The 23,942-nt window shown below is 50.3% G+C and carries 21 protein-coding genes and 1 riboswitch; of the genes, 14 read left to right on the top strand and 7 right to left on the bottom strand.

Annotation, left to right across the window (positions count from 1 at the left end; genetic code table 11):
* The first annotated feature begins 9 nt into the window (after positions 1–9).
* Together QL223_RS15195 and fabV are read left to right on the top strand one after the other, a co-directional pair.
* Positions 10–465: a methylglyoxal synthase gene (locus tag QL223_RS15195; RefSeq protein ID WP_039850084.1), complete on the top strand. Its 456-nt coding sequence runs from the start codon at positions 10–12 to the stop codon at positions 463–465.
* Between the two features lie 10 nt (positions 466–475).
* Entirely contained in the window at positions 476–1,672 is a 1,197-nt protein-coding gene (fabV, locus tag QL223_RS15190) for an enoyl-ACP reductase FabV (protein ID WP_281545209.1), read from the top strand.
* Between the two features lie 64 nt (positions 1,673–1,736).
* Here fabV and QL223_RS15185 read toward each other — a convergent pair whose 3' ends face one another.
* The gene (locus QL223_RS15185) at positions 1,737–2,030 is read right to left on the bottom strand and encodes a winged helix-turn-helix domain-containing protein (RefSeq protein ID WP_281545208.1); all 294 of its coding nucleotides are present in this window, start codon (positions 2,028–2,030) and stop codon (positions 1,737–1,739) included.
* A gap of 253 nt (positions 2,031–2,283) precedes the next feature.
* Between QL223_RS15185 and QL223_RS15180 the strand changes: the two genes are divergently transcribed.
* From QL223_RS15180 to QL223_RS15155, 6 genes are all read left to right on the top strand, one after another.
* On the top strand, positions 2,284–2,532 hold the full coding sequence (locus tag QL223_RS15180) for a hypothetical protein (protein ID WP_062714788.1): 249 nt from the start codon (positions 2,284–2,286) through the stop codon (positions 2,530–2,532).
* A 131-nt stretch (positions 2,533–2,663) separates the two neighbouring features.
* Positions 2,664–3,956: a permease gene (locus QL223_RS15175; protein ID WP_281545207.1), complete on the top strand. Its 1,293-nt coding sequence runs from the start codon at positions 2,664–2,666 to the stop codon at positions 3,954–3,956.
* A gap of 152 nt (positions 3,957–4,108) precedes the next feature.
* A complete protein-coding gene (locus QL223_RS15170; RefSeq protein ID WP_281545206.1) occupies positions 4,109–5,593 on the top strand; it encodes a carbon starvation protein A in 1,485 nt (494 codons plus the stop codon).
* Positions 5,594–5,689: 96 nt separating this feature from the next.
* Positions 5,690–7,387: a sensor histidine kinase gene (locus QL223_RS15165; RefSeq protein ID WP_281545205.1), complete on the top strand. Its 1,698-nt coding sequence runs from the start codon at positions 5,690–5,692 to the stop codon at positions 7,385–7,387.
* The gene (gene btsR / locus QL223_RS15160; RefSeq protein WP_281545204.1) at positions 7,381–8,112 is read left to right on the top strand and encodes a two-component system response regulator BtsR; all 732 of its coding nucleotides are present in this window, start codon (positions 7,381–7,383) and stop codon (positions 8,110–8,112) included. Before QL223_RS15165 ends, btsR begins: the two co-directional genes overlap by 7 nt.
* A gap of 120 nt (positions 8,113–8,232) precedes the next feature.
* On the top strand, positions 8,233–9,123 hold the full coding sequence (locus tag QL223_RS15155; RefSeq protein WP_281545203.1) for a DMT family transporter: 891 nt from the start codon (positions 8,233–8,235) through the stop codon (positions 9,121–9,123).
* Here the strand turns inward: QL223_RS15155 and kch are convergent.
* The 4 genes from kch to thiD all read right to left on the bottom strand — a co-directional run bounded on the left by kch (position 9,120) and on the right by thiD (position 12,739).
* Positions 9,120–10,328 (bottom strand): voltage-gated potassium channel protein, encoded by a 1,209-nt coding sequence (gene kch / locus QL223_RS15150; RefSeq protein ID WP_281545202.1) that lies wholly within the window; start codon positions 10,326–10,328, stop codon positions 9,120–9,122. The two genes, QL223_RS15155 and kch, sit on opposite strands and share 4 nt — an antisense overlap.
* Positions 10,329–10,456: 128 nt before the next feature.
* Positions 10,457–11,098, bottom strand: coding sequence for a thiamine phosphate synthase (thiE, locus tag QL223_RS15145; protein WP_281545201.1), 642 nt, complete (start codon positions 11,096–11,098; stop codon positions 10,457–10,459).
* A complete protein-coding gene (thiM, locus tag QL223_RS15140) occupies positions 11,095–11,880 on the bottom strand; it encodes a hydroxyethylthiazole kinase (RefSeq protein WP_281545200.1) in 786 nt (261 codons plus the stop codon). The genes thiE and thiM overlap by 4 nt, the downstream gene beginning before the upstream one ends.
* Before the next feature lie 13 nt (positions 11,881–11,893).
* The gene (thiD, locus tag QL223_RS15135; RefSeq protein ID WP_281545199.1) at positions 11,894–12,739 is read right to left on the bottom strand and encodes a bifunctional hydroxymethylpyrimidine kinase/phosphomethylpyrimidine kinase; all 846 of its coding nucleotides are present in this window, start codon (positions 12,737–12,739) and stop codon (positions 11,894–11,896) included.
* Positions 12,740–12,805: 66 nt separating this feature from the next.
* A riboswitch (TPP riboswitch) is annotated at positions 12,806–12,903 on the bottom strand.
* Between the two features lie 182 nt (positions 12,904–13,085).
* Here thiD and QL223_RS15130 point away from each other — a divergent pair.
* From QL223_RS15130 to QL223_RS15110, 5 genes are all read left to right on the top strand, one after another.
* Entirely contained in the window at positions 13,086–13,475 is a 390-nt protein-coding gene (locus QL223_RS15130) for a hypothetical protein (RefSeq protein ID WP_281545198.1), read from the top strand.
* Positions 13,476–13,561: 86 nt separating this feature from the next.
* Positions 13,562–14,938, top strand: a complete 1,377-nt coding sequence (locus tag QL223_RS15125) for a TolC family protein (protein ID WP_281545197.1) — start codon at positions 13,562–13,564, stop codon at positions 14,936–14,938.
* Positions 14,939–14,951: 13 nt separating this feature from the next.
* Entirely contained in the window at positions 14,952–16,682 is a 1,731-nt protein-coding gene (locus tag QL223_RS15120) for an efflux RND transporter periplasmic adaptor subunit (protein ID WP_281545196.1), read from the top strand.
* On the top strand, positions 16,679–19,807 hold the full coding sequence (locus tag QL223_RS15115; protein WP_281545195.1) for an efflux RND transporter permease subunit: 3,129 nt from the start codon (positions 16,679–16,681) through the stop codon (positions 19,805–19,807). Before QL223_RS15120 ends, QL223_RS15115 begins: the two co-directional genes overlap by 4 nt.
* A 55-nt stretch (positions 19,808–19,862) precedes the next feature.
* The gene (locus QL223_RS15110; RefSeq protein ID WP_281545194.1) at positions 19,863–20,456 is read left to right on the top strand and encodes a copper-binding protein; all 594 of its coding nucleotides are present in this window, start codon (positions 19,863–19,865) and stop codon (positions 20,454–20,456) included.
* A 42-nt stretch (positions 20,457–20,498) separates the two neighbouring features.
* On the opposite strand, the gene QL223_RS15105 is transcribed toward QL223_RS15110, so the two are convergent.
* Positions 20,499–21,227: an SDR family oxidoreductase gene (locus QL223_RS15105; protein WP_281545193.1), complete on the bottom strand. Its 729-nt coding sequence runs from the start codon at positions 21,225–21,227 to the stop codon at positions 20,499–20,501.
* A 110-nt stretch (positions 21,228–21,337) separates the two neighbouring features.
* Here QL223_RS15105 and QL223_RS15100 point away from each other — a divergent pair, with 110 nt between their 5' ends.
* On the top strand, positions 21,338–22,252 hold the full coding sequence (locus QL223_RS15100) for a LysR family transcriptional regulator (protein WP_281545192.1): 915 nt from the start codon (positions 21,338–21,340) through the stop codon (positions 22,250–22,252).
* A 78-nt stretch (positions 22,253–22,330) separates the two neighbouring features.
* Here QL223_RS15100 and QL223_RS15095 read toward each other — a convergent pair whose 3' ends face one another.
* Positions 22,331–23,938 carry a glycoside hydrolase family 3 N-terminal domain-containing protein gene (locus QL223_RS15095; RefSeq protein WP_281545191.1) on the bottom strand — a complete coding sequence of 536 codons (1,608 nt, stop codon included), beginning with the start codon at positions 23,936–23,938 and terminating at the stop codon, positions 22,331–22,333.
* Positions 23,939–23,942: the final 4 nt, after the last annotated feature.

Raw genomic sequence — 23,942 nt, 5'->3', positions numbered from 1 at the left:
AAGTTAGATATGAATTCAACGACCCGCACTGTCACTCCATGCAAACAAGTGGCTTTGGTTGCTCACGACCACCGCAAATCCGAACTGTTACGCTGGGTGAAGGAAAACAGAGACGCATTGTCACATCATACCCTTTACGCGACAGGGACAACGGGCAACATTCTTAGCCGCGAAACGGGCTTATCCATCACTGCTTTGATGAGTGGTCCGATGGGCGGTGACCAACAGCTTGGCGCAATGATCTGTGAGAAGAAAATCGATGTGCTGGTCTTCTTCTGGGATCCACTCAGTGCCGTGCCTCATGACCCGGATGTCAAAGCCCTGCTGCGTATTGCGGCGGTTTGGAACATTCCGGTCGCGATTAACCGTGCTTCTGCAAATTACCTCATCACGTCACCGATGATGACGCACGAAATTGATATCGAAGTTCCTGACTACGACAAGTATCTTTCTGAAAGGCTATAAACCCGACCTCATGATTATCCAGCCCCAAATTCAAGGTGTGGTAGCGCGTAGCTGCCACCCTTTCGGTTGCCAGGCCGCCGTCTCTGAGCAAATAGAAAAATCACGTACCCAACAATCATCGTCCAAAGCCTTACCTAAACGGGTGTTGGTCCTCGGTGCATCGTCCGGTTTCGGATTGGCGTCCCGCATTGCACTGGCATTTGGCCCTGCAAAAGCGGACACCATTGGCGTGTCTTTCGAACGTGGTGTTTCAGACAAAGGCATTGGCAGCGCGGGCTGGTACAACAACATCTTCTTCCATCAAGCTGCAGAGCAGGAAGGGTTGGTCTCCACTAACATCGTCGGTGATGCCTTCTCTTCTGAAACCCGTAAGCAAGTGGCAAAAGCCATTGAACAGGATTTGGGTGGTCAGGTTGACTTGGTGGTCTATTCACTGGCAACAGGCATTCGACCTAACCCCGAAACAGGCGAGTTCTGGCGCTCTGCGATTCGTCCAGTGGGTGAAACCGTAGAGGGATATTCGGTCAACTTCGAGAAAAACAGCCTGAATAAGGTTTCACTGCCACCTGCCACCGAGCAGGAAATCGATGAAACCATCAAAGTGATGGGCGGCGAAGACTGGCTAAGCTGGATGCAGTTCCTCAACGAGAGAAACCTGCTGGCAAAAGGTTGTGAAACCGTGGCCTATTCCTATATTGGCCCCGAGCACACCCATGCTATTTACCACAAAGGTACGTTGGGTTTGGCAAAAACCCACCTTCACCACACCCGCGATGACATCAATACGCTGCTTGAAAGTATCGAAGGTCACGCCAACATCGCGGTATGTAAGGCGTTGGTCACCAAAGCCAGCGTATTTATTCCCGGCCTGACGCCTTACCTTCTGGCCCTGTATCGCGTCATGAAGGCCAAAGGTTTGCATGAAGGCTGTATCGAACAGATGAACCGCTTGTTCTACGGTAAATGGCATGATGATGCAGACCGAGATGCAGAAGGTCTTATTCGAATTGATGACTGGGAGTTACGTGATGATATTCAGCTTGAAGTGGACGCACTACTCGCTGAAATGACCCCAGAAAACTTCGAGACCATCGGAGACTATCAAGGCGTGCTTGGTGAATTCCTTCAACTCAACGGCTTTGCGTTCCCTTCTGTCGACTACAACCAAGATGTCGATATTGACGCCTTAAAGGCACTTCACCCCTAGATGGTACGCACTCAGAATCTACTAAACCTAAAAATGGCAGGGTCAACCTGCCATTTTTTATCGCTTAGCCAGACGTCGGATATTCCAGAAGAGTTTTGATCTCGACGAGATGCTTTTTCACCCAGGTGCGGTTTATCGCGCCCCAGTCTTTAATCTCATACCCACCGTTTTTATTAGCACCGACAAATTCGGTTTCAATGTCCAACTCGCCAAGCGCTTCAATCGTGTCCTGAGCCGTGCGTCTCGGCATGCCAGTTTCGCTCATAATGGCAGGGACGGTATTCACGCCATTGTCAATAAGATGCGCTACCAACAAGCGACGATAGAAACTGGTTTTGGTTTTGCTCGGTTTACTCAAATGCTTTCCCTTTCAGATTATTAGCCTGATTTAGACTGACTTTGAGTGTAACGCCAAAGCATGGCAGAAAAATGTTATCCGCCCTTTTTAGTGCAGCAACTCACGTCATTGGCCACCTATAAGTGAAATCATGCTCAATGCAACAATCCACATTCAGTCTCAGCAATAATACGGGATTCACCCGCTACTGGCTGAGATGCGTGCCAGACTGTTCGGTGCTCATACTATTCCGATATCAAAACGGAGGTCAGTGATGGCTCAGCAAAAAACAAAAGTATCTACCCACGAGACCATGGAAAATGCTTATGGTGACGACGTCGAACATAAGCACAACAAAGATCACCTCGATTATCGCGCCCACGAACCCAGCCACGGACACCATCTACATGGCGGAGTGAATTCCCACAAAGGGACTCACCACCATCACCGTACGACGCACCACCATCATCATTACTATGGTCCGGTGACAATTGTCATGGGGCCGGACGAGGACGACGAATAACAGAGAGTAGATAGACTTTAGGTAATCCAGCCCGATAACCGTCGGGCTTTACCCAGATTCGATACACTGCCACGGCGTTGACGAATCTAGGCTTTATTCCCAAAGATGCTCAATGTCAGGGTAATGCGGGTATGGACTTCATCCTTCATCTGTTAGATGTGTTTTTTAATATGGTGTGGCAGATCTACTGGCCACTGGCATTTGGCTTAATGCTGTCTTCCTTTATCCGCCACTTATTACCCGTGGAGACTGTGGTTAAACACCTTGGGCAAACCAATGTGAAAAGCCTGACGTTCACTACCTTGTTGGGCGTAATGTCTTCATCTTGTTCTTACGCTGCGGCTTCCCTTTCCCACACGCTGTTAACCAAGAAAGCGACGCTTGCCAATGCCATGGCATTTCTGGTTTCGAGCACGAACCTGATTGTGGAAATGTTTATCGTGTTGGTCGCACTACTTGGCTGGACCTTCTTCTGGGGAGAGATTATCGGCGGGCTCATCCTGATCATGGCGGTGGCTTTCCTGTTTGAGCGTTTCTATCCCAAAGAAGTGGAAGCGCAGCTTCACGCCAAACTTGATGCGGAATCAAAGCCAGAAACATCTGGCATGAGTGACTGTGGTATGGATATGTCAGCCATGCAAAAAGGCGATGATGATTGCGGCATGGACATGCCCACCATGAGCCACAGCAAACATGAACACCATCATATGGAGATGGCAAAAGACAAAGGCGATGACTGTGGCATGGACATGTCAGCCATGCACCACAGTGAACATCAACGCCACCATATGCAGATGGACATGACACCGAAAGATGATAGTTCGTCCATGGCAAAAGTCCGAAAAGCCGCTGGTTTCTTCCACATGGATCTCGCCATGATTGGCAAAGAAATCTTAATTGGAGTAGTCGTTTCTTCCCTGCTGATTGCGGTGGTACCGATTGACGGCTGGCGCACCCTGTTTATTAGCAATGACGCCAATATTCCCGCATTTCTGCATTCTCTTATCGACGTGGTGATTGGCGTGTTCGTGGCCATGATTGCCTATGTGTGCTCGGTGGGTAACCTGTTGCTGGCCGCGGCACTATGGCATGGCGGCATTTCCTTTGGTGGCGTCATTGGCTTTATTCTGGCCGATGTTCTTACCATTCCCATGATGCGGGTATACCAAAAATATTACGGCACTGAACCGACCAAATGGATTGTCGGCTTGCTCTTTGTTGGCATCGTCTTTACCGGACTGAGTATCGATGCCCTATTCACCTTGTTTGGTGTTTCTGTTTCGAGCGAAACACTGCGACCTTTGATTCAAGATGGCTTCGGTATGAACTTCACCACTGTGATGAACCTTATCTTCATTCCTCTATCCTTCTGGTTTTATCAGGTTGGGAAGAAAGCCAACGCGGGCATGGGAATGAGCATGTAGGGTGAGTCGGCAGCAAGAATTTTAAGCTGCCGCTTAACCTTCTAAGCGACCACTTAATTTTCTATTCCACCACTCAACCACTGAGCGAATGCGCGATTGTAAGGCGAGCCGTAGAGTTGGCACCGTGAATCAACTCAATAAGGACAATGGCTATGATGTGGTTTCTCACCTGTGTCGCTGCGCTGATTGGCGGCTACTTCCTCTACGGGGCGTTTATCGAAAAAGTGTTCGGCGTTAACGAACACCGTAAAACCCCTGCTCACACCAAAACAGATGGCGTTGACTATGTGCCGATGTCGACCCCTAAGGTATATCTGGTTCAACTTCTGAACATTGCTGGTGTGGGCCCAATCTTCGGTCCGATCATGGGCGCCCTTTACGGCCCAGCGGCGATGCTTTGGATTGTGGTGGGATGTATCTTCGCAGGTGCCGTACACGACTACTTCTCTGGCATGTTGTCTGTCCGCAATGGCGGCGCATCAGTACCAACGATTACCGGTCGCTATCTGGGTAACGGCGCAAAACATTTCATGAACATTTTTGCCATTATCCTTCTGCTTCTGGTCGGTGTTGTGTTCGTTTCAGCCCCTGCTGGCATGATCACTAACCTGATCAACGAGCAAACCAGTCTGACGGTCACCATGACCAGCATGGTCGTCATCATTTTCGCTTACTACATCATCGCGACCATTGTCCCTGTCGATAAAATCATCGGTCGCTTCTACCCGTTCTTCGGCGCGCTGCTGATCTTCATGTCTGTTGGCCTGATGACCGCGATTGGCTTCTCTGACGAGCACACAGTGATGGGCAGTTTTGAAGTCAGCGATATGTTCAGTAACCTGAACCCTAATGACATGCCATTGTGGCCTGCCCTGTTCATCACCATAGCTTGTGGCGCAATCTCTGGCTTCCACGCGACCCAGTCTCCGCTGATGGCACGCTGTATGGAAAACGAAAAGAACGGCCGCTTTGTGTTCTACGGTGCAATGATTGGTGAAGGCATCATCGCGCTGATTTGGTGTGCGATTGCCCTGTCTTTCTTCGGCACACTGGAGGGACTGAATGAAGCAGTCGCAAACGGCGGCCCAGGCAACGTGGTCTACAGCGCATCATTTGGCCTGCTGGGTGTGTTCGGTGGCATCATCGCCTTCCTGGGTGTGGTTATCCTACCTATCACATCTGGCGACACCGCATTCCGCTCTAGTCGCCTTATCCTTGCTGAGTACTTCAACATGGAACAGAAAACACTGCGTAACCGCCTGATGATGGCTGTACCTCTGTTTGTTATCGGTGGCATCCTGACTCAGGTCGACTTCGGCATTATCTGGCGCTACTTCGGCTTTGCGAACCAAGCGACAGCAGTGATGATGCTGTGGACTGCATCTGCTTACTTGCTGCGTCACAACAAGCTGCACTGGATCACCACCATTCCTGCGATGTTCATGACGTCTGTGTGTGTGACCTTCATTCTGAACAACAGCACTCTGGGTTTTGGTCTGCCAATGAATATCTCGACCGGTGCTGGCGTACTGTTTGCCCTGACTGCTGCAGGCTACGTGATTAAAACCTCGAAAGGTAAAGGTGAAACTGACCTGGCTGATGAAGAGCAGCCAAAGGTGGAAACCAAAACTGCCTGATATAACAAAACGTTAGAAAAAGAGCCTGCTTAGCAGGCTCTTGTTGTATCTGGATTTAGCGCAGATACAATGAAGAAAACTAAACAAAGGTTCATCATGGAACTGGTTATTTCGCTGCTGCAGCAAATGTGCGTGTATCTGGTGCTGGCTTATATGCTCAGCAAAACACCGATTGTCCTGCCTTTGCTGAACATTTCATCCCGCTTAAGCCACCGCCTGATTTGTTACGTGCTCTTCTCCGGCTTTTGTATTCTCGGCACCTATTTTGGTCTTCAGATCAATGATGCTATCGCCAATACCCGCGCAATTGGCGCTGTGATGGGTGGCCTTTTTGGCGGGCCTGTTGTTGGCTTTTTCGTGGGTTTAACGGGCGGCATTCACCGTTATTCTCTGGGTGGATTCACTGACTTAGCCTGCGCGATCTCCACTACCGCAGAAGGTTTGATTGGCGGTCTGATGCATGTGTATTTCGTGAAGCGAAACCGTGTTAGCCAGCTATTTAGCCCAGTGGTGGTATTCGGTATTACCTTTGTGGCGGAAGTGGTGCAAATGGCGATTCTGTTGATTGTCGCCAAGCCGTTTGACCAATCCTATGCGCTGGTTTCGACCATCGCCGCGCCGATGATCATTGCCAACTCCTGCGGCGCTGCGCTGTTTATGAGCATCCTTCAGGACAGAAAAACCATCTTTGAAAAGTACTCTGCCTCTTTCTCCCGTCGCGCATTGACTATTGCTGACCGCTGCGTGGGTATTCTCCACAACGGTTTGAACGGTGAATCCGCTGGGAAAATCGCCCGAATCATCTATGAGGAGACGCAGGTTGGCGCGGTGTCTATTACCGACAAGGAAAAGATTCTGGCCTTTGTTGGCATTGGCGATGACCACCACTTACCGGAAACCAAAATCTCTTCGCAGAACACGCTTGATGCCATTGAGATGAACAAAATCATGTATCTTGATGGCGCAGAAAAGTCTTACCAATGCTCGCTCTCAGCAGATTGTAAACTTGGTTCGGCTCTCATCATTCCGCTTCGTTCCGGCGAAGAAGTGGTCGGCACCATCAAGCTTTATGAGCGCAAACATAAGCTATTTTCGACCATCAATATGTCGATGGCTGAAGGGATTGCCCAGCTGCTTTCCAGCCAAATCCTGTTCAGTGGCTACCTACAACAGAAGTCCTTGCTGACCCAAGCGGAAGTGAAGCTGCTTCATGCACAGGTGAACCCGCATTTTCTGTTCAACGCACTCAATACCATTAGCGCGGTAGTTCGCCGCGATGCGGACAAAGCCCGCGAATTGATTCAGAACCTGTCGCAATTCTTCCGAAGCAACCTTAAGCAAAACGTTCGCTCAGTTTCGCTACGCGATGAACTCGAGCATGTGAATGCTTACCTAAGCATTGAAAAAGCACGCTTCACTGACAGGCTTAATGTCGACATACAAATCGACGATTGTTTGCTGGATGTGCAAATCCCGAGTTTCACCCTTCAGCCGCTGGTCGAAAACGCTATCAAACACGGTATATCAAACCTGTTGGAAGGTGGAACCGTACGTATTTTCAGCCAGGCAACGGCTGACGGATTTTCGATTTCAGTGGAAGACAACGCGGGTTGTTTCGTGCCACCCCCGGAGAATCATCAGGGGCTAGGACTCGAAATTGTTACGAAACGGCTTGAACATCAATTTGGGCGTGACTCATCGCTGAAAATTGAAAGTGAACCCAATGAATTCACCCGGATGACGTTTATTATTCCGGCCTCAGAAGTAAGCACAGGTGCAAAGGTAGGATGTTAACTGCACTGGTCATTGACGACGAACAGTTTGCCCGCGAAGAACTCGCAACATTATTGGAAGAAACCGGCGAGATAGAGATCGTCGGTGAAGCGCCCAACGCTATCATCGGCCTCAAGAAAATCAACGAATTGAAGCCGGATGTGGTGTTTCTGGATATCCAGATGCCGCAAATCACCGGGCTGGAACTGCTTTCCATGCTCGACCCGGAGAACATGCCGTTTGTAGTTTTTGTCACTGCGTACGATCAATACGCCATTGAAGCATTCGAAGAGAATGCCTTTGACTATCTGCTAAAACCTGTTGAGCCAAGCCGTCTGACCAAAACCGTGCAGAAACTGACCCGCACAGTGAAAAAACAGTCTGTCCCACAGAATCTATCCGCACTGGCACCGGAAAAGCTGTGCCAAATCCCCTGCACAGGCCATAACCGCATTCTGCTAATACCGATTGATCAGGTTGAGAGTGTTTACAGCGACATCAGTGGTGTTCATGTTCATACTGCAGACAAAACGCCAACGACTCAACTCACCCTAAAAACGTTGGAAGAAAAGACGCCACTGCTGCGCTGTCACCGTCAGTATCTGGTTAGCGTCAATCACATTAGCGAAATCAAATTGCTGGAAAATGGGCTGGCGGAAGTGATTACCACCAGCGGGTTTACCATTCCAATCAGTCGTCGCTACCTGAAAACGCTGAAGGAAGTCATCGGACTTTCCGCAAGCTGAACCCCAACGCCTGCATTCACGCAGGCGTTTTCCTTCAGACAGTCACAGATTCGTTTCACTTGCTCGCATCCCGCTCAGCTAGCTTCTTAAAAACAAACAGAAAGCATGGAATAGAGCGGATTGAACTCGCTATCAAAGACACTTACCTCTCTCACTGTAGAAACCAAAGGCCGGGTTTATACCTTGCTAGGCGTGATGATCCTGAGTTTTGACAGTTTGTTGGTGAGGCTCATCGACAGTGATGAGTGGACACTGATTTTCTGGCGAGGATTGCTGCCTGCGACCATCTTCTTTCTCGCTCAATGGAAGATGGATAAGGCTGTGCTGGAAAAGCATTTCTATCGCCCAGCGATCAGCACAGTTCTGACTGCCGCGCTGTTCAGTGCTTCTACGATTTGCTTTGTGTTTTCTCTTGATCATACTGAAGTCACCAGCACCTTGGTGATCATTAATACCGCCCCACTCATCACCGCAGTTCTGGCTTTTATTTTCCTCAAAGAACGGCTAGATACCTCAACAGTGATAGCGATTTTGGTGGCAGTAGGCGGGATATGGCTAGTGTTTGGCTACTCACCTTCGTCCTCCGCACTGATGGGAGATGCGTTGGCATTAGTTACCGCTATCTCTATGTCTGTCTATCTCATCATGCTGCGAAAAACCAAAGCAGCTTACGCCACGGTATTTCTTATCTATTCGGGTTTGTTTACTGCGATGATTGCAATGTTGGCGGGGGCTAAGCCGTTTTCCTTCGATAGCCAGCAGGACATTTTTATGCTGTTGCTGGGCGGTGTCGTGCTACCAGGTTCCTTTCTTCTCATCAATGTTGGCCCCAAATACCTGCCTGCTGCTGAGGCGAGTTTAATTCTGCTTCTGGAAGTCTTGTTCGGGCCACTTTTGGTCTGGCTGATTTTAGGTGAAGCCCCAACACCAGCGGTGGCATTGGGCGCAGGCATTATTGTCGCAACATTGGCAGTTCACACCTTATGGGGCCAGCGAAGGCAAAGTCGTTAGCTTTCTTTGTCTTCGACCAGACCATCACCGGAGCGCAGCAGCATACCCAACAACTGTTCGTTGCTGATTGGTTCGCCCGACAACACACTGGCAAGGATTTCACTGCCAAACAACTGTGGTGACAGCAGCACATCAGCGTTCACCCGTTTTACTTTCTTCATGTTTTTGGCGTCATTCACCGCGGTGACTACTTTGATATCAGGTGAAATCGCCTTTACCGAAAGCACGATAAATGCGTTGGTGGCGTCATCTTCCGTTAAGGCCAACACGGCGCGACAATGCTCAACACCCGCTTCCAGCAGCACATCACTGTCGGTGCTGTCACCAGAGATAATATCGAGCTTGGTTCCGACTCTTTGTTCAATCTGGGCAAACTTGTCTTCATCTTCAATCGTCACCATGGTCACGGGTAATTCACGCTTGTGAAGTTGCCAAATGGTGCTGGATGCCAGCACTGAAGTGCCACACACAATAAAGTGATTTTTCCTGTTCATTGGCTTTTGTACTCCTTTCACAAGCTTGTTCAAACCGCCCCGAATAATCGGGCCAAATACGGTAGTCAAAGAGGTGGCGAATACGGTAATTCCCGCGATGATGACAGAAATGGTGAACAGCCTCGCCGCCTCAGTTTGAGGGATAATGTCGCCATAACCGACGGTGGTCATAGTCACCATGGAAAAGTAAAACGCCGTCATCAAATCATGGATAGCGGGATGGAAGCCTTCACCGAAATAGAGCGCACCGTAAGTGGAATAAAACAGCAAGACGGCAAAGCTTATAAAGGCTGCAATACCACCCGCTGTGGCACTTGAGTGGTTGAAGTCTTTGCTCAGCAAAATCAACAGTAATACGGCGCTGGCGCTCCAATACAAATGCGCGCCAAGATGCGGGAAAAAATGCCAGGTAAAGGTGAACACAATCATCAACAGAATGAGACTCACCGCCCAGGCAATCCGCGCTCTGAACAACAAACCAAAGGCGTTCAGCATCAAGAAGATACCGAGGAGTAACCAAGGCCCATTGACCGCATGTGTCCAGTTAATGTCGGTAAAGCTTTTGATGTGGAACAGCGCCACCAAATCGAGGTTTTGCCCCCACACAGACTGGAATATCAGAAAGCCATTGATAAATACCAATGCGGCGACTAGAGAGTGACGAACACGACGCCAGAAATCGAGAGCTTTTTGAAGAAGATGAATGTGCAATCTGGTCACCTGAGAGACTAATCCGAAGGGAGTATAGTTCTCAGCCCACTTGCACTATGTTTTGTTGCCAAGACAGTGGGATGCAAAAGAAAACCCGCGCTGGGCGGGTTTTCAAGACTGACTTTGATTCAATCTGCGCGGTTCATTTGGGCAAGGATTTCCTCAGCCGCCCGCTTTGGCGATTCCGCACGGCAAATCGCTGACACCAGCGCAACACCCGCAAGCCTTGTCGCCATCACCTCATTAAGGTTAGAGGTGTTAATGCCACCAATCGCAACAATCGGATAGCCGCTTTGCTCAACGGCTTTTCGTAGCCCTTCAACACCCCACTCTTTCTTGATATTGGTTTTTGTTGGCGTCGCGAATATCGCACTGAGACCAAGATAATCGACAGGTAAGTTATCGGCTTCTTCAAGCTGGGCTTCGGTTTCAATAGATAGCCCCAGCAGTTTGTTAGGACCAATCAAATCACGAGCAATCTCTGCTGGCATGTCCGATTGGCCAAGGTGCACGCCATCCGCATCAACCGCTAAAGCCACATCAACGCGGTCATTGATGATAAGTGGAACGCCGGTTCCTGCCAGAATCGCTTTCACCGCTTTTACCCGCTCGATAAACGCCCTGACATCACCGTGCTTCTCTCGCACCTGCACCATGGTGACACCACCTGCCACGGCTTCGGATACCACGTTTTTCAACGTATCCAAATCCTGTTGGTCATCAGTCACCAGATACAAGCGATATGGGTTTAACGTCTTTTCCGTGTTCATGAGATTTTCAGGCGTTTGAGAAGCGTCGCTTCATCCAGTTGGTAAAGTGCATCCAGGATCTCAACTTGCAAACTGCCCGGTCCCTTTGCCCTTTCAGCGGCAATTTCTCCTACCACGCCCATGACGGCTGCGGCTGCAAGTCCAGTGTTCTCCCCGACAGCTGCAAATGCGCCAGTAAGAGCAGATAGCGAGCACCCCATACCCGTGACGTAAGGCATCATTTCATGACCGTTGTTGAGCTGGACTTCACTTTGAGATGTCACGATGTAATCTGTCGCGCCAGAGACCACAACGTTACAGTTGTAAGCTTCAACCAAATACCGCGCTGCCCCAAGAGCGGCTTCGCTGCTGTCCAGCGCATCCACACCTTTGCTTTGCGCTCGCTCTCCGGCCAATGCAATGATTTCTGAGGCATTGCCCCGAATGATGAGGGATTCAGCCCAGGCTGCGATTTGTCTTGAAGTCTCGGTGCGAAGCGCGCTGGCTCCACAACCGACAGGATCCAGCACCACGGTTTTCTTATTCAGGTTGGCTTGCTCAACAGCATGAATCATGCGCGGCGTCCAAGCGCTGTCTAACGTACCGATATTGATCACCAAGGCACCGGCAAATGACATCATCTCTGCCATTTCATGCTGGGAGTGCGCCATGATTGGGGACGCACCGAGCGCCAGCAACGCGTTGGCAGAGTTATTCATCACCACATAGTTAGTAATGTTCACCACCAGCGGTTTGGACTCTCTAACCTGTTTAAGTGCCGCTACGATCGTTTCTGTGTTCATCGCCTGCTCCTTTTCAGCGCACCGCGCCGTGTCCTTGGTAAAAGTGATTTACCGGGCCCTGGCCCTGCCCTACGTCGAGTTCGTCTGCGTGAGAAATGGCCTCAGAGATATAGCGTTTGGCCAGCGCTACAGCCTGACTTAACTCATTGCCTTGCGCCAGATAAGACGCAATAGCCGAAGACAGCGTGCAACCAGTGCCGTGCGTATTTTTGGTCTGCGTGCGTTTGGCAGAGAAAGTTTCTACGTGGTCTTCGAAAATCAAAAGGTCATTGCTGTTTTCGTCGGACTCCAAATGCCCACCTTTCAAAAGCACCGACCCAGCACCCAGAGCGCGCAGGTCTGCAATCATCTCACTCATCTCTTGCTCTGTTTGGGGCACCTCCGCGCCTGTTAATGCTGAGCCTTCCGGCAAATTGGGTGTAATGATATTGGCCAACGGCAGCAGTTCACTTTTCAGCGTGCTGATGGCCTCTTGCTTCAACAGCAAATCGCCACTGGTTGCGACCATCACAGGGTCAACCACCAGATACTGAGGGCGATAATGGCGGATTTTGTCTGCGACAACTTTGATGATATTGGCATCTGCCAACATACCGACTTTCACCGCGACCACATTAAGATCGGAAAACACCGCATCCAACTGGTGGGCTACATGCTCGATAGGAATAGGAAAAATGGCAGACACGCCACGGGTGTTCTGTGCGGTAATTGCTGTGATCACCGAGCACGCATAACTGCCGGTCGCTGACATGGCTTTGATATCCGCTTGAATACCTGCGCCGCCACCGCTATCAGAACCAGCAATGGTCAACACAATAGGAGTGCATTTTGATGATATGGGATTGGAAGATGTGTTCATATGGGTTCCCTTTAAAGACTCAGGGAACAGAGGACGAGCGATAGAAGAAATCTGAAGGAATGCATATCGTTCGAAATCATAGTTCCCTACGTCAGTACTAACTGCCTCAGGTTCAACGGGTCACGCGATGCGTTCTCAGCCAAATGGCTCCCCGACTATTTCTCTGATAGTAACAAGTTCGGTATTTAGCGCAATCACTAAGTAAGATTCAACGTTTTGTTCTGTGGAAAGCCGCGCACTGGTGGGAAAAACCAGCAGTCAGTAGCGAGTGATAGGGAAAATCATTGACCTTACCGTAGGGGGAAGGTTTATTCTAAATCGAATGTTGTTTCGCTATTGAAGTCAGATGCGTATTTCTTCTCTCAGAAAATACTGGATATCCATCATCAGCCTGCTTGCCATGCTGGTGTCGGCTATTGCATCTGGCTCTCCAATGAATGCGATGGAAATGATGACCCAACATCATCAGCCTGTTGTCGCCTGCGAAATGAAAGAGCAAATGGCTAACCCACATGTCAGTCACACCATGATGACCGAAGCCTCTGCCCCTGACTGCGGTTCAACGTCCGGCATGGACCACAACTGTTGCCCAGCAACCTGCTTCTCTGCTTTTGCGCTTTTCACAGACCAACAAACATCCCCCCTCAATCAGGCCAAACTGGCACTGATGAATACCGACCTGTCAGCTCCGACGGTCTATCAGCCACAGTCTCTCTACAGACCTCCAATATCCTAAATCCATCATCTTGACCTTATTGCGCCCGAAATAAGGCGCTGAGTGTGTTTTCGCGTCGCTTTTCGACGCCAGAAATGGATTTAGTTATGAAATTCAAACCAAGCTTACTGGCTTTGTCGGTCTATGCTCTGGTCTCTGTCTCTGCACCTGTTTTTGCCCACAATATGGCAACAGCAGCTGAGATAACGGCCAAGCAAGACTCTCTGACACAGTTGATTGAACAAGCGCTGCGCTATGATGCCAGTCGCAAACAGTTTTATGCGCAATCTCAAGCCATGCGTGAAACCGGCATTGCCAGCGCAACACTGATGGATCCGAAACTAAAAGTCGGGTTCGGCGGGTTACCTGTCGACAGTTTTCAGTTCGACCAAGACCCAATGACCAATATCTCTTTGGGTCTGATGCAACAATTCGAACGTGGTGAAACCCTCTCGCTACAGCAGAAAAAAGCCAATCAGCAGGCTGACGGTATGTCCCTTCAGGTCGACGCCCGCGAGCGCGATATTGCCAATGGTATTACTCAACTTTGGCTGGAATTGGGGTATCAGCAACAAGCCGAAGATATTCTGAAAGAGAACCAACGCCTGATGCGTGAACTGGCCAACTTCATTCAAACCAATTACTCGATTGGTAAGAATGAAGCGCAGGACCTTCTGAATGCTCAACTACAAGTGAGCAAGCTGGATGAAAAGCTTCAGGCAAATGCACAAATGCAGCGACGCATTACCTCGCAGCTTTCCGAGTGGCTGGGTACAGAATGGCTGGCACAAAATGGCCAACTTCTCACGTCAAACCAACTCGATTGGCAACACCTGAACCAACGCATTGAACGCTCTGACGGCACAGAGCATTACGCGCTGTTGGTCGCTCACCCTATGGTCAAAATGACCGATGCCGCCATTTCAGCCAGCGAAACACAGGTGGAAATTGCAGAGCAAGCTTATGCGCCGCAATTTGGTGTAGAAGTCATGTACGCCTACCGACAGGCAAACGGCATGAACGGTCAACCAGCATCCGATTTGGTCAGTGCTTACCTGACCATGGATTTACCGCTGTTTACGGATAACCGTCAGGATAAAAACCATGCTGCTGCCCAGTACCAGGTAGGTGCAGCCAAATCCCAGAAAGATCTTCTCCTCGCACAGATGAACGCCAAGGTGAATGCCTTGCTCGTTGACAGGGAAAGCCTGGAACAGCGTTTGGAGCGCTACCGAAACACCCTGATTGAACAAGCAAAGGCGCGTACTCAAGCCGTTGAACGTGGATATCAGAACAACACCGCACAGTTCAGCGATGTGATTGCCGCTGCCAGCGATGAGCTGACACTCGCGCTGGAAAAACAGCGCCTTATCACTGACCTGAACTTAGTGAACAGCAACCTCGCTGCTTTGCTGGGTGGCTTTGACTATCGCGTCGATACGCCGGATATCGCACAACCAACAACAAGAAACGCTCATCAGTAACGGGGAAAGAACAATGAAAACAATGCAAATAGCCACATTGGCGTTACTGGTCGGTGGCGTGATTGGGTTTAGCGCGAATCAATTTATGGCAGAGCACCTCTCTTCGGCGCACAGCCATGATATGTCGGCCATGGCGGAAAGCACTTCATCTGCAGGCTCAGACGAGCCTCTGTACTGGGTCGCGCCAATGGACCCTAACTATCAGCGAGATAAGCCGGGTAAATCACCGATGGGGATGGATTTGATCCCGGTTTATGCCGAAGACCTGGCTGGGGGTAACGACAAACCCGGGACAGTGAAAATCGACCCTGCAGTTGAAAATAACCTTGGCGTGAAAACGGCGGCCGTTGAGTTATCCCAACTATCTCCACGCATCGAAACCGTCGGTTACATCGCCTTCGATGAGAGCCTGCTATGGCAAACCAACGTCCGTGTCGCGGGCTGGGTTGAGAAACTTTACATCAACGCAGTCGGAGAGAAAGTCAGTAAAGGCGATGTGCTTTTCACGCTCTACTCTCCTGAACTGGTCAAAGCGCAGGAAGAACTGCTCAACGCCTACCGCACTGGCCGAAATGGGCTGGTCAAAGGCGCGACTGAACGTCTGGTTTCACTTGGCGTCGACCGTGAACAGATCCAGCAAATCAAAAAGCGTGGCAAAGCTTCCCAAACCATTGAAGTAAAAGCACTGGCAGACGGTGTCATCGCAAGCCTGAACATTCGAGAAGGGGGTTATCTTTCCCCTGCTCAAGCGGTGATCAGTGCTGGCCCATTGGAAGAAGTCTGGGTTGATGCCGAAGTCTTCGAACGTCAGGCACATTGGGTGAAAGCAGGCAGCAAAGCCACCATGACGCTCGACGCGATTCCCGGTCAGGAATGGCAAGGTAAGGTTGACTATGTTTATCCGATTCTGGACCCGAAAACCCGGACCCTTCGCGTTCGCCTGAAATTCTCGAATCAGGATGGCGATCTCAAGCCTAACATGTTCGCCAATATTGCATTGCAACCAGTGACCGATGAGGCAGTGTTGACCATTCCTAAGTCGTCAGTGATCCGCTCTGGCGGCATGACCCGCATTGTATTAGCCGAAGGTGAAGGCAAATATCGCTCTGCCCGCATCGAGGTTGGTCGCGAAGCAGGCGATAAGATCGAGGTGCTGCAAGGGCTGACAGAGCAAGATCGTATTGTCACTTCTGCGCACTTCATGCTGGATTCTGAGTCTAGCCAATCTGCCGATTTAGCGCGCATCAATGGTGTAGAGCCGCCACCTGAAACCCAATGGGCAAAAGGCGAAATCACTAACGTGATGCCAGGCCACCGCATGCTGACCATCAACCATGAACCCGTTCCTGAATGGAACTGGCCGGGCATGGTGATGGATTTCACCTTTGCAGAAGGCATCGAAATGGGCGACTTCTTTGCAGGTCAGGCAATCGACTTCGAGATGCAGAAAGGCGCTTCCGGTCAATACGAAATCGTTGATTACAAAGTCAGTGAAAGCACAACACCAAATGAAGTGTGGGTCGTCGGCGATATCTCCATGTTAATGGCAGATTTCGGCATGATCACACTCAACCACCAGCCGGTAGATGAGTGGAACTGGGAAGCAGGAGAAATGAACTTCTCAGTGGATGGAGACGTTGACCTTGGCAGCTTTGCAGAAGGTCAGACGGTACGTTTTCAGGTTCAGAAAAACGGTTCTGACTTCACACTGAAAGCGCTGGAGCTGAATGGAGGTAATCAATGATTGGCGCAATTATTCGCTGGTCGATTGCCAACCGTTTTCTGGTGTTGGTCGCGACCTTATTCCTGACGTTGGGTGGTCTCTACAGCGTAAAAAATACGCCTGTTGATGCGATTCCTGATTTATCTGATGTTCAGGTGATCATCAAAACCACCTATCCCGGCCAAGCGCCACAGGTAGTGGAAGATCAGGTTACCTATCCGCTCACTACCGCGATGTTGGCGGTACCGGGCGCGGAAACCGTTCGCGGGTATTCCTTCTTTGGCGACTCGTACGTTTACATCATTTTCAATGATGATACCGACATGTATTGGGCTCGCTCCCGTGTGTTGGAATACCTAAGCCAGGTTGCACCCAAACTGCCTCCAAATGCTAAACCCACACTGGGTCCGGATGCTACCGGTGTGGGCTGGATTTACAGCTACGTGTTGCAGGACAAAACCGGGCAACACGATCTGGCTGAACTTCGCAGCTTACAAGACTGGTTCCTGAAGTATGAGCTTCAAACGGTCGAAGGTGTGTCAGAAGTGGCCACTGTCGGCGGCATGGTGAAGCAATATCAGGTGCAAATTGACCCTGCCAAACTGCGTGCTTACGACCTGACCTTGCAACAGGTCAATATGGCAATCCAGAACGGCAACCAAGAAGCGGGCGCGTCGGTGATCGAAATCGCCGAAGCTGAGCACATGGTACGCACTACCGGTTACCTTTCCAGCGTGGAAGATATTCAATCACTGCCTATCAAGGTAACCGACAAAGGCACACCTCTGTTACTGGGTGACATCGCGGATATCAACATCGGCCCGCAAATGCGCCGCGGTATTTCCGAGTTTAACGGTGAAGGTGAAGCAGTTGGCGGCGTGATTGTCATGCGCTTTGGCGAGAACGCCAGCGAGGTGATTGCCAACGTTAAAACGAAACTGGAAGACCTCAAACGCAGCTTGCCGGAAGGTGTGGAAATCGCCCCGACCTATGACCGCTCGACGCTGATTGATGCGGCCGTTGAGAACCTCTGGAAGAAGCTCGCGGAAGAGTTCATCGTGGTTGCGGTGGTCTGTGCCCTGTTCCTGTTCCATATCCGCTCGTCGCTGGTTATCGCCATCAGTTTACCCATCGGAATTCTGTCTGCTTTTATCGTGATGCACTGGCAAGGCATTAACGCCAACATCATGTCGTTAGGCGGTATTGCCATCGCCATCGGTGCCATGGTGGACGGCGCGATCGTGATGATAGAGAACGTCCATAAGCACATTGAACGAACGCCACTGACGGACAAAAATCGCTGGCAGGTGATCAGCAAAGCGGCAGAGGAAGTCGGTGCGCCGCTGTTCTTCTCGCTGCTGATCATTACGCTGAGTTTTGTCCCGGTGTTCGCACTGGAAGGTCAGGAAGGCAAGATGTTCTCGCCGCTGGCATTCACCAAAACCTACGCAATGGCTGCCGCTGCGGGCTTAGCGATCACGCTCGTGCCTGTGCTGATGGGTTATTTCATTCGCGGAAAGGTACTGCCAGAGAACAAGAACCCGGTAAACCGTGGTTTGGTGGCGCTGTATCGCCCACTGTTGAACCTCAGCCTGACGTTCCCGAAAACCATGATTGTGGTAGCAATCGCTCTGATGGCGTCGGCGTACTACCCCACCAGTAAGCTCGGCAGCGAATTCATCCCACCACTGGATGAAGGCGATCTGATGTACATGCCTACCACTTACCCTGGCATTTCCATCGGTAAAGCGCGCGAACTGCTGCAACAGACTAACAAGCTGATCAAAACCGTACCTGAAGTGGAATCTGTCTGGGGCAAGATTGGCCGTGCCGAGACCGCGACGGACCCTGCACCGCTGACCATGATTGAAACCGTGATCCAATTGAAACCACGTGAAGAATGGCGTGACGGCGTCACGACCGATTCATTGCGTAAAGAGTTCGATGATCTGGTGAAATTCCCGGGATTAACCAACGCATGGGTGATGCCGATTAAAACCCGTATCGACATGCTGGCGACAGGCATCAAGACACCGATTGGTATCAAGATCGCAGGCCCAGACTTGGCAGTAATTGAAACCATTGGTTCCCAACTTGAGCCAATCCTGAACGGCGTTGAAGGAACAGCCTCAGTTTACGCAGAACGCGTTGCTGGCGGGCGTTACGTCACCATCGACATCAAACGTCGTGCCGCCGCCCGTTACGGCCTCAGCATCAAAGATGTTCAGCAGGTGATTACTACTGCAGTGGGTGGCATGAATGTCGGCGAAACCATCGAAGGCTTGGAGCGCTACCCGATCAACGTGCGCTATCCGCAAGATTACCGCGACTCAGTGGTGAAGCTTCAGGAGCTGCCTTTGGTAACACCAAACGGTGCGCGTATTGCACTGGCGGATGTCGCAGATATTCGCTATGAAGATGGCCCTCCAATGATCAAAACGGAAAACGCGCGTCCTAACGGCTGGGTGTTTGTCGATATCGACGGCCGTGATCTGGGCTCTTATGTGGCAGAAGCACAGCAAACCGTCGCAGAACAGTTGGTACTGCCAGCAGGGTACTCACTCGCTTGGTCAGGGCAATACGAATACATGGAACGCGCCAAAGAACGCCTGAGCGTTGTGGTTCCTGTGACGATTGCCATCATCATGCTGCTGCTTTACATGAGCTTCCGCCGCGTCGGTGAAGTGCTGATCATCATGGCTACCCTGCCACTCTCTCTGGTCGGCGGCCTGTGGCTGATGCACTACCTTGGCTTCAACTTCTCCGTTGCTGTTGGTGTTGGTTTTATTGCTCTCGCTGGTGTTGCTGTGGAGATTGGGGTCATCATGCTGGTTTACCTCAATCAGGCTTGGCACTACCGCAAACTCCATGCGCAGGAAGAAAACCAACCACTGACAGGGAAAGATCTGACCGACGCGATTCGCGAAGGCGCTGGCTTGCGTGTGCGTCCGGTCATGATGACGGTGCTGACAGTCATCATCGGCCTTATCCCCATCATGTATGGCGAGGGCACTGGCTCTGAGGTTATGCAGCGTATCGCTGCACCAATGATTGGTGGCATGGCCTCTGCCCTGTTACTTACCCTGCTGGTTCTCCCAGCCATCTTCAAGCTTTGGAAAAACAAAGAAGTCACCCAAAACGCATAACAAATTCACTGGGCTGAAAAGCTCAGTGATAACCAATTTTAAAAGGAAAAATACGATGAAAAAGACACTGATTGCACTTTATCTGGCTCTGGTTACCACTGGTGTATTTGCACAAGCAATGGATCATTCGAAAATGGATCATGGCTCAATGGATCATGGTTCTATGGACCACAGCACGATGAATCATGGAGAAATGGATCACAGCGCCATGGGTCATGGTGATATGGACCACTCTAAAATGGACCATTCAAACATGATGAATATGGAAGGCATGTCAGCGGTAGGTATGCCAGCTAACGGTGCGAAGCCGGACAAAGTGGTTCACGTTATTCTGACTGATGACATGCGCATCAACTTCAAAAAAGACGTGACTATCGAGCCAAACGACGTGGTGCAGTTCGTTGTATTGAACGTAGGTAAAATCGACCACGAATTTTCTATCGGTTCTATGGAAGAGCAACTGAAACACCGTGAGATGATGAAAACCATGACAGGCCATCATGACCATGATTCAGGCAGTACTGTGACCGTGAAGCCGGGTAAAGCGAAGCAACTGCTGTGGCATTTCCATGGTGACAAGAATGTGGAATTTGCCTGTAACATCCCAGGCCACGCAGAAGCAGGTATGGTGAAGAGTGTGAAGCTCTAAAAGAGCGAGGAATGCGCCGCGCTTGAGCGGCGCATTTTATGACTAGAGACGAACACCGCCATCAACCGTCACCGATGTATTTCGCATTGCCAATGAAGCATCAGACAAGAGGAAAGCCACTGAACCACTGATATCACCAGCCTTCAATGCTCGTCCAATTGGTGTTGTTTCCATATCCTTAGCCAGCGCGTCTATCTGATCTTCCGACAAACCCGCTTTCGACTGGATCTCTGTCAGCGTCACGCCAGGTCGCACGGAGTTTACGCGAATTCCCCGAGGGGCAAGCTCAAGGTTCAATATCCCCGCCATCCCTTCAAGTGCCGCTTTGCTGGCGGTATATACCGCCGTGCCCGGAAACGCCTTTTCAACAACCACACTGGAAACAAACACGACGCTGGAAGGATTTTTCATCAATGGAAGCAACGCCTGAAGCGTCAGGTACGGGCCAAAGGTATTGATGGCAAATGTATGATTGAAATCATCCACATCTACTTCACCCATTGGCTTTGGAAAAAAGACACCCGCATTTAGCACCAAACCATCGAGAGTAACATCTTGCTTCTTCAGCGTTTCAGCCAGCGCCTGAATGTCTTCAGGCTTTCCACTATCACAATGGTATGCAGACACACCTAGCTCATTCGATACGTTATCCAACTTCGTATTGTTTCTTCCTGTAATGAAGACGTTCGCACCAAGCGCTTTCAATTCAGAAGCCACTTGATAGCCAATGCCTGCTGTGCCACCCGTTACTAAAATAGTTTTATTTTTCATCGTCATTCTCCTAGACATGCGCGTTATGGAGAATTCATAGTAGCGGCTGGATTGTTTCCAAATAAGTCACTAATATCGAATCACAATGTTTCCATAAAAGAACCAAACTGATGGAGCAACTTCACCTACAACTACCTAATGTGTACATTTTTCGATTAGTTAGCGAGCTAGGCAGTTTTCAGGCAGCTGCCACACAGTTAAACATTCCCCGCTCATCCGTGAGCAAAAAGGTTGCTCAACTTGAAGACTATTTGCAGCAAAGACTATTACAACGCAGCACTCGGAATTTGAAGTTGACCGAGGATGGGCTTCGCCTTCTCGAAGCCACTTCCGGCCTAGAGGGTTTACTTTCTGGCACCCGAGACATACTCATCGAAAAGCAGGCAGAGCCTGTTGGGCGCGTGACGTTAAGTACGTCTTCACTCATAGGGCAGCAATATCTGACACCTCACATCAAAATGATTCGTACTCAGTTTCCAAAGGTGACACTTCATATCAGTTATTCTGATGATGTCGAAGATCTGCTTGATGAAGGGATTGATATCGCCATCAGAACCGGGAAGCTTCCCGACTCTTCGTTGGTGGCAAAACTGATTGGATGGAAGGATTCTGGCTGCTTTGCCTCACCAGATTATCTTGCTTGTCATGGTGAGCCCAAAACCCCCGAAGCTTTGCGTGAACATGATTGTCTTGTCTTCAAAAACAACAAGAGCAAGATGAACCACTGGCAGTTTGAAAGTAAAGAGGGTGGCATTACCTCCATCGCCGTTGAGGAATCGATTGTCGCCAATAGCGGACGAGCACTGATCGACATGGCGGTTCACGGGCTGGGTATTGTTCACGTTGACCGACAAACAGTAGAAGCCGAATTACAATCGGGCCATCTGGTGCCTATCCTTGAGCATTTCCCAAGCCCAGCACGGCTACCGATACAGCTTGTGTGCCTCGGTAAACATACCCGAAGCAAAGCCGTTGATGCGGTATGGAACTACTTGAGTGAGGCCTTGCCCGCCCAGTTATCTTAGAGGCTGTCGCCCTTTGAGAATGAAAGGAGCCAGACAAAATAATAGCCGCTTATAGCGGCTATTTTTTCCAACCGAACATCATTTCACGCGACTCACCGCGATACCGTAAGCCTCGGGGATTCTCCCTAGTAGAACATTGGCCGCTGCTTCTGCACTTTCCGGTCTTGAAGAGTGCGCGCAGAGGTAGTGAATCACATCAGGGTAAACCAATAGGTCATAAGGACTTCGCAATGCAACCACAATCAAGTTGTCGAAATCCCGGCTGAGCTGTTGAACCGTTTCTTTCGCCTTCACCTGATCAAAGTCTTCTCCCGGCAGTGGGTAATTTTCTGTGACCACCACCAGATAGCCATCTTCACAGCGGTTCAGTGTTTCTAGTGTCACCTCACGGCTGTTGCCATGTTCCTGCAGAAGCACCTCTCTAAACGTGCCAAACGCAGATTCTGCCTGATTCGGACCTATGCCACGCGGATTCATCAGGTTGTGATAGCTTTCCGCAGGCGTAGCGTTCAGCAAGTAAACCGGTTTCTCAGCCACATCTTCCAAGCCACCACGCACCCAGGTAACGGCGTTTTCCGCCACTTCACTGGCAATCAGCCTGTTTTGCGCGAAGGAGACCTCGGCATAACGCGCCTGAGGCACCAGCTTGTCGAGTTTAAATGCCACGACGCGCTCCAGCGCAGCATCAATCACGGACTCGTCTAAATCACCAGATTCCACCGCATCTATCAGGCCATGGATCATTGCCAGCTGCTTGTCGAGATACGCATCAGAATGATCGTAATGCTCTTCTGAAAGCATAATCATGGTGATACCCGCTTTCATTGCCTTCACAGCCGCATCTACTGGGGTGTAATGGTTTTGGATCGCCCCCATGTTCATGCTGTCTGAAATAATGATGCCATCGAAGCCCATGTCTTGACGCAGCACCTGCTGCAAAATCGCCGGAGACAAGGTAGCCGGATATTCCCTGTCAATTTGTGGATAGAGAATATGACTGGTCATGATGAGATCAACACCTGCATCGATTGCGGCCTGGAATGGCGCTAAATCGTTGGATTTAAGTTCCTCATAGGATTTATCAACCCGTGGTATTTCACGGTGCGTGTCACCATGGGTATCACCATGTCCCGGAAAGTGTTTGGCACAGGCGACAATACTGCCTGCGTGAAGACCTTTAACCGCAGCGGCTGAGTGGTCACTGACTTTATCCGGCTGATCACCAAAAGATCGCGTGTCGATGATCGGAGAGGCTGGGTTCAGGTTCACATCACAGCAAGGGCCGAGAATACAGTTAAAGCCTGCGTTTCGCATTTCATCGCCGCAGACTTTGTACATCAACTCTGTCCCTTCAGTGCTGTTTTGCACGCCTAAAGCCAGATTGCCTGGGCCTGTTGTGGATTCACCCACCAACACGCCCCATGCACCTTCCTGATCAACACCAAGCAACAGCGGCAGTCGATGATTTCTTTCCAGCAACTCATCAAGCGCTTTGTTGAGGTTGTGGGCCTCTTCAAAAGTTTCCGCATTGTCTTGGCTCAGGTAACAGCCACCAAGGTTGTACTCGGTAATCATGCGCTCTGCTGTGGCAGCTGATTTCCCGGGAAACGCCAGAATGAACAATTGCCCGACTTTCTCTTTGAGACTCCATCCAGCAATCAGGTTCGCGACCTTTTCTCGGCTCATTTCT

The organism is Grimontia sp. SpTr1 (assembly GCF_947387585.1).
Taxonomy (GTDB): Bacteria; Pseudomonadota; Gammaproteobacteria; order Enterobacterales; family Vibrionaceae; genus Enterovibrio; species Enterovibrio indicus.
Note: the sequence above shows the minus strand (reverse complement) of the source record. Positions and strands in the feature narration are given on the sequence as shown.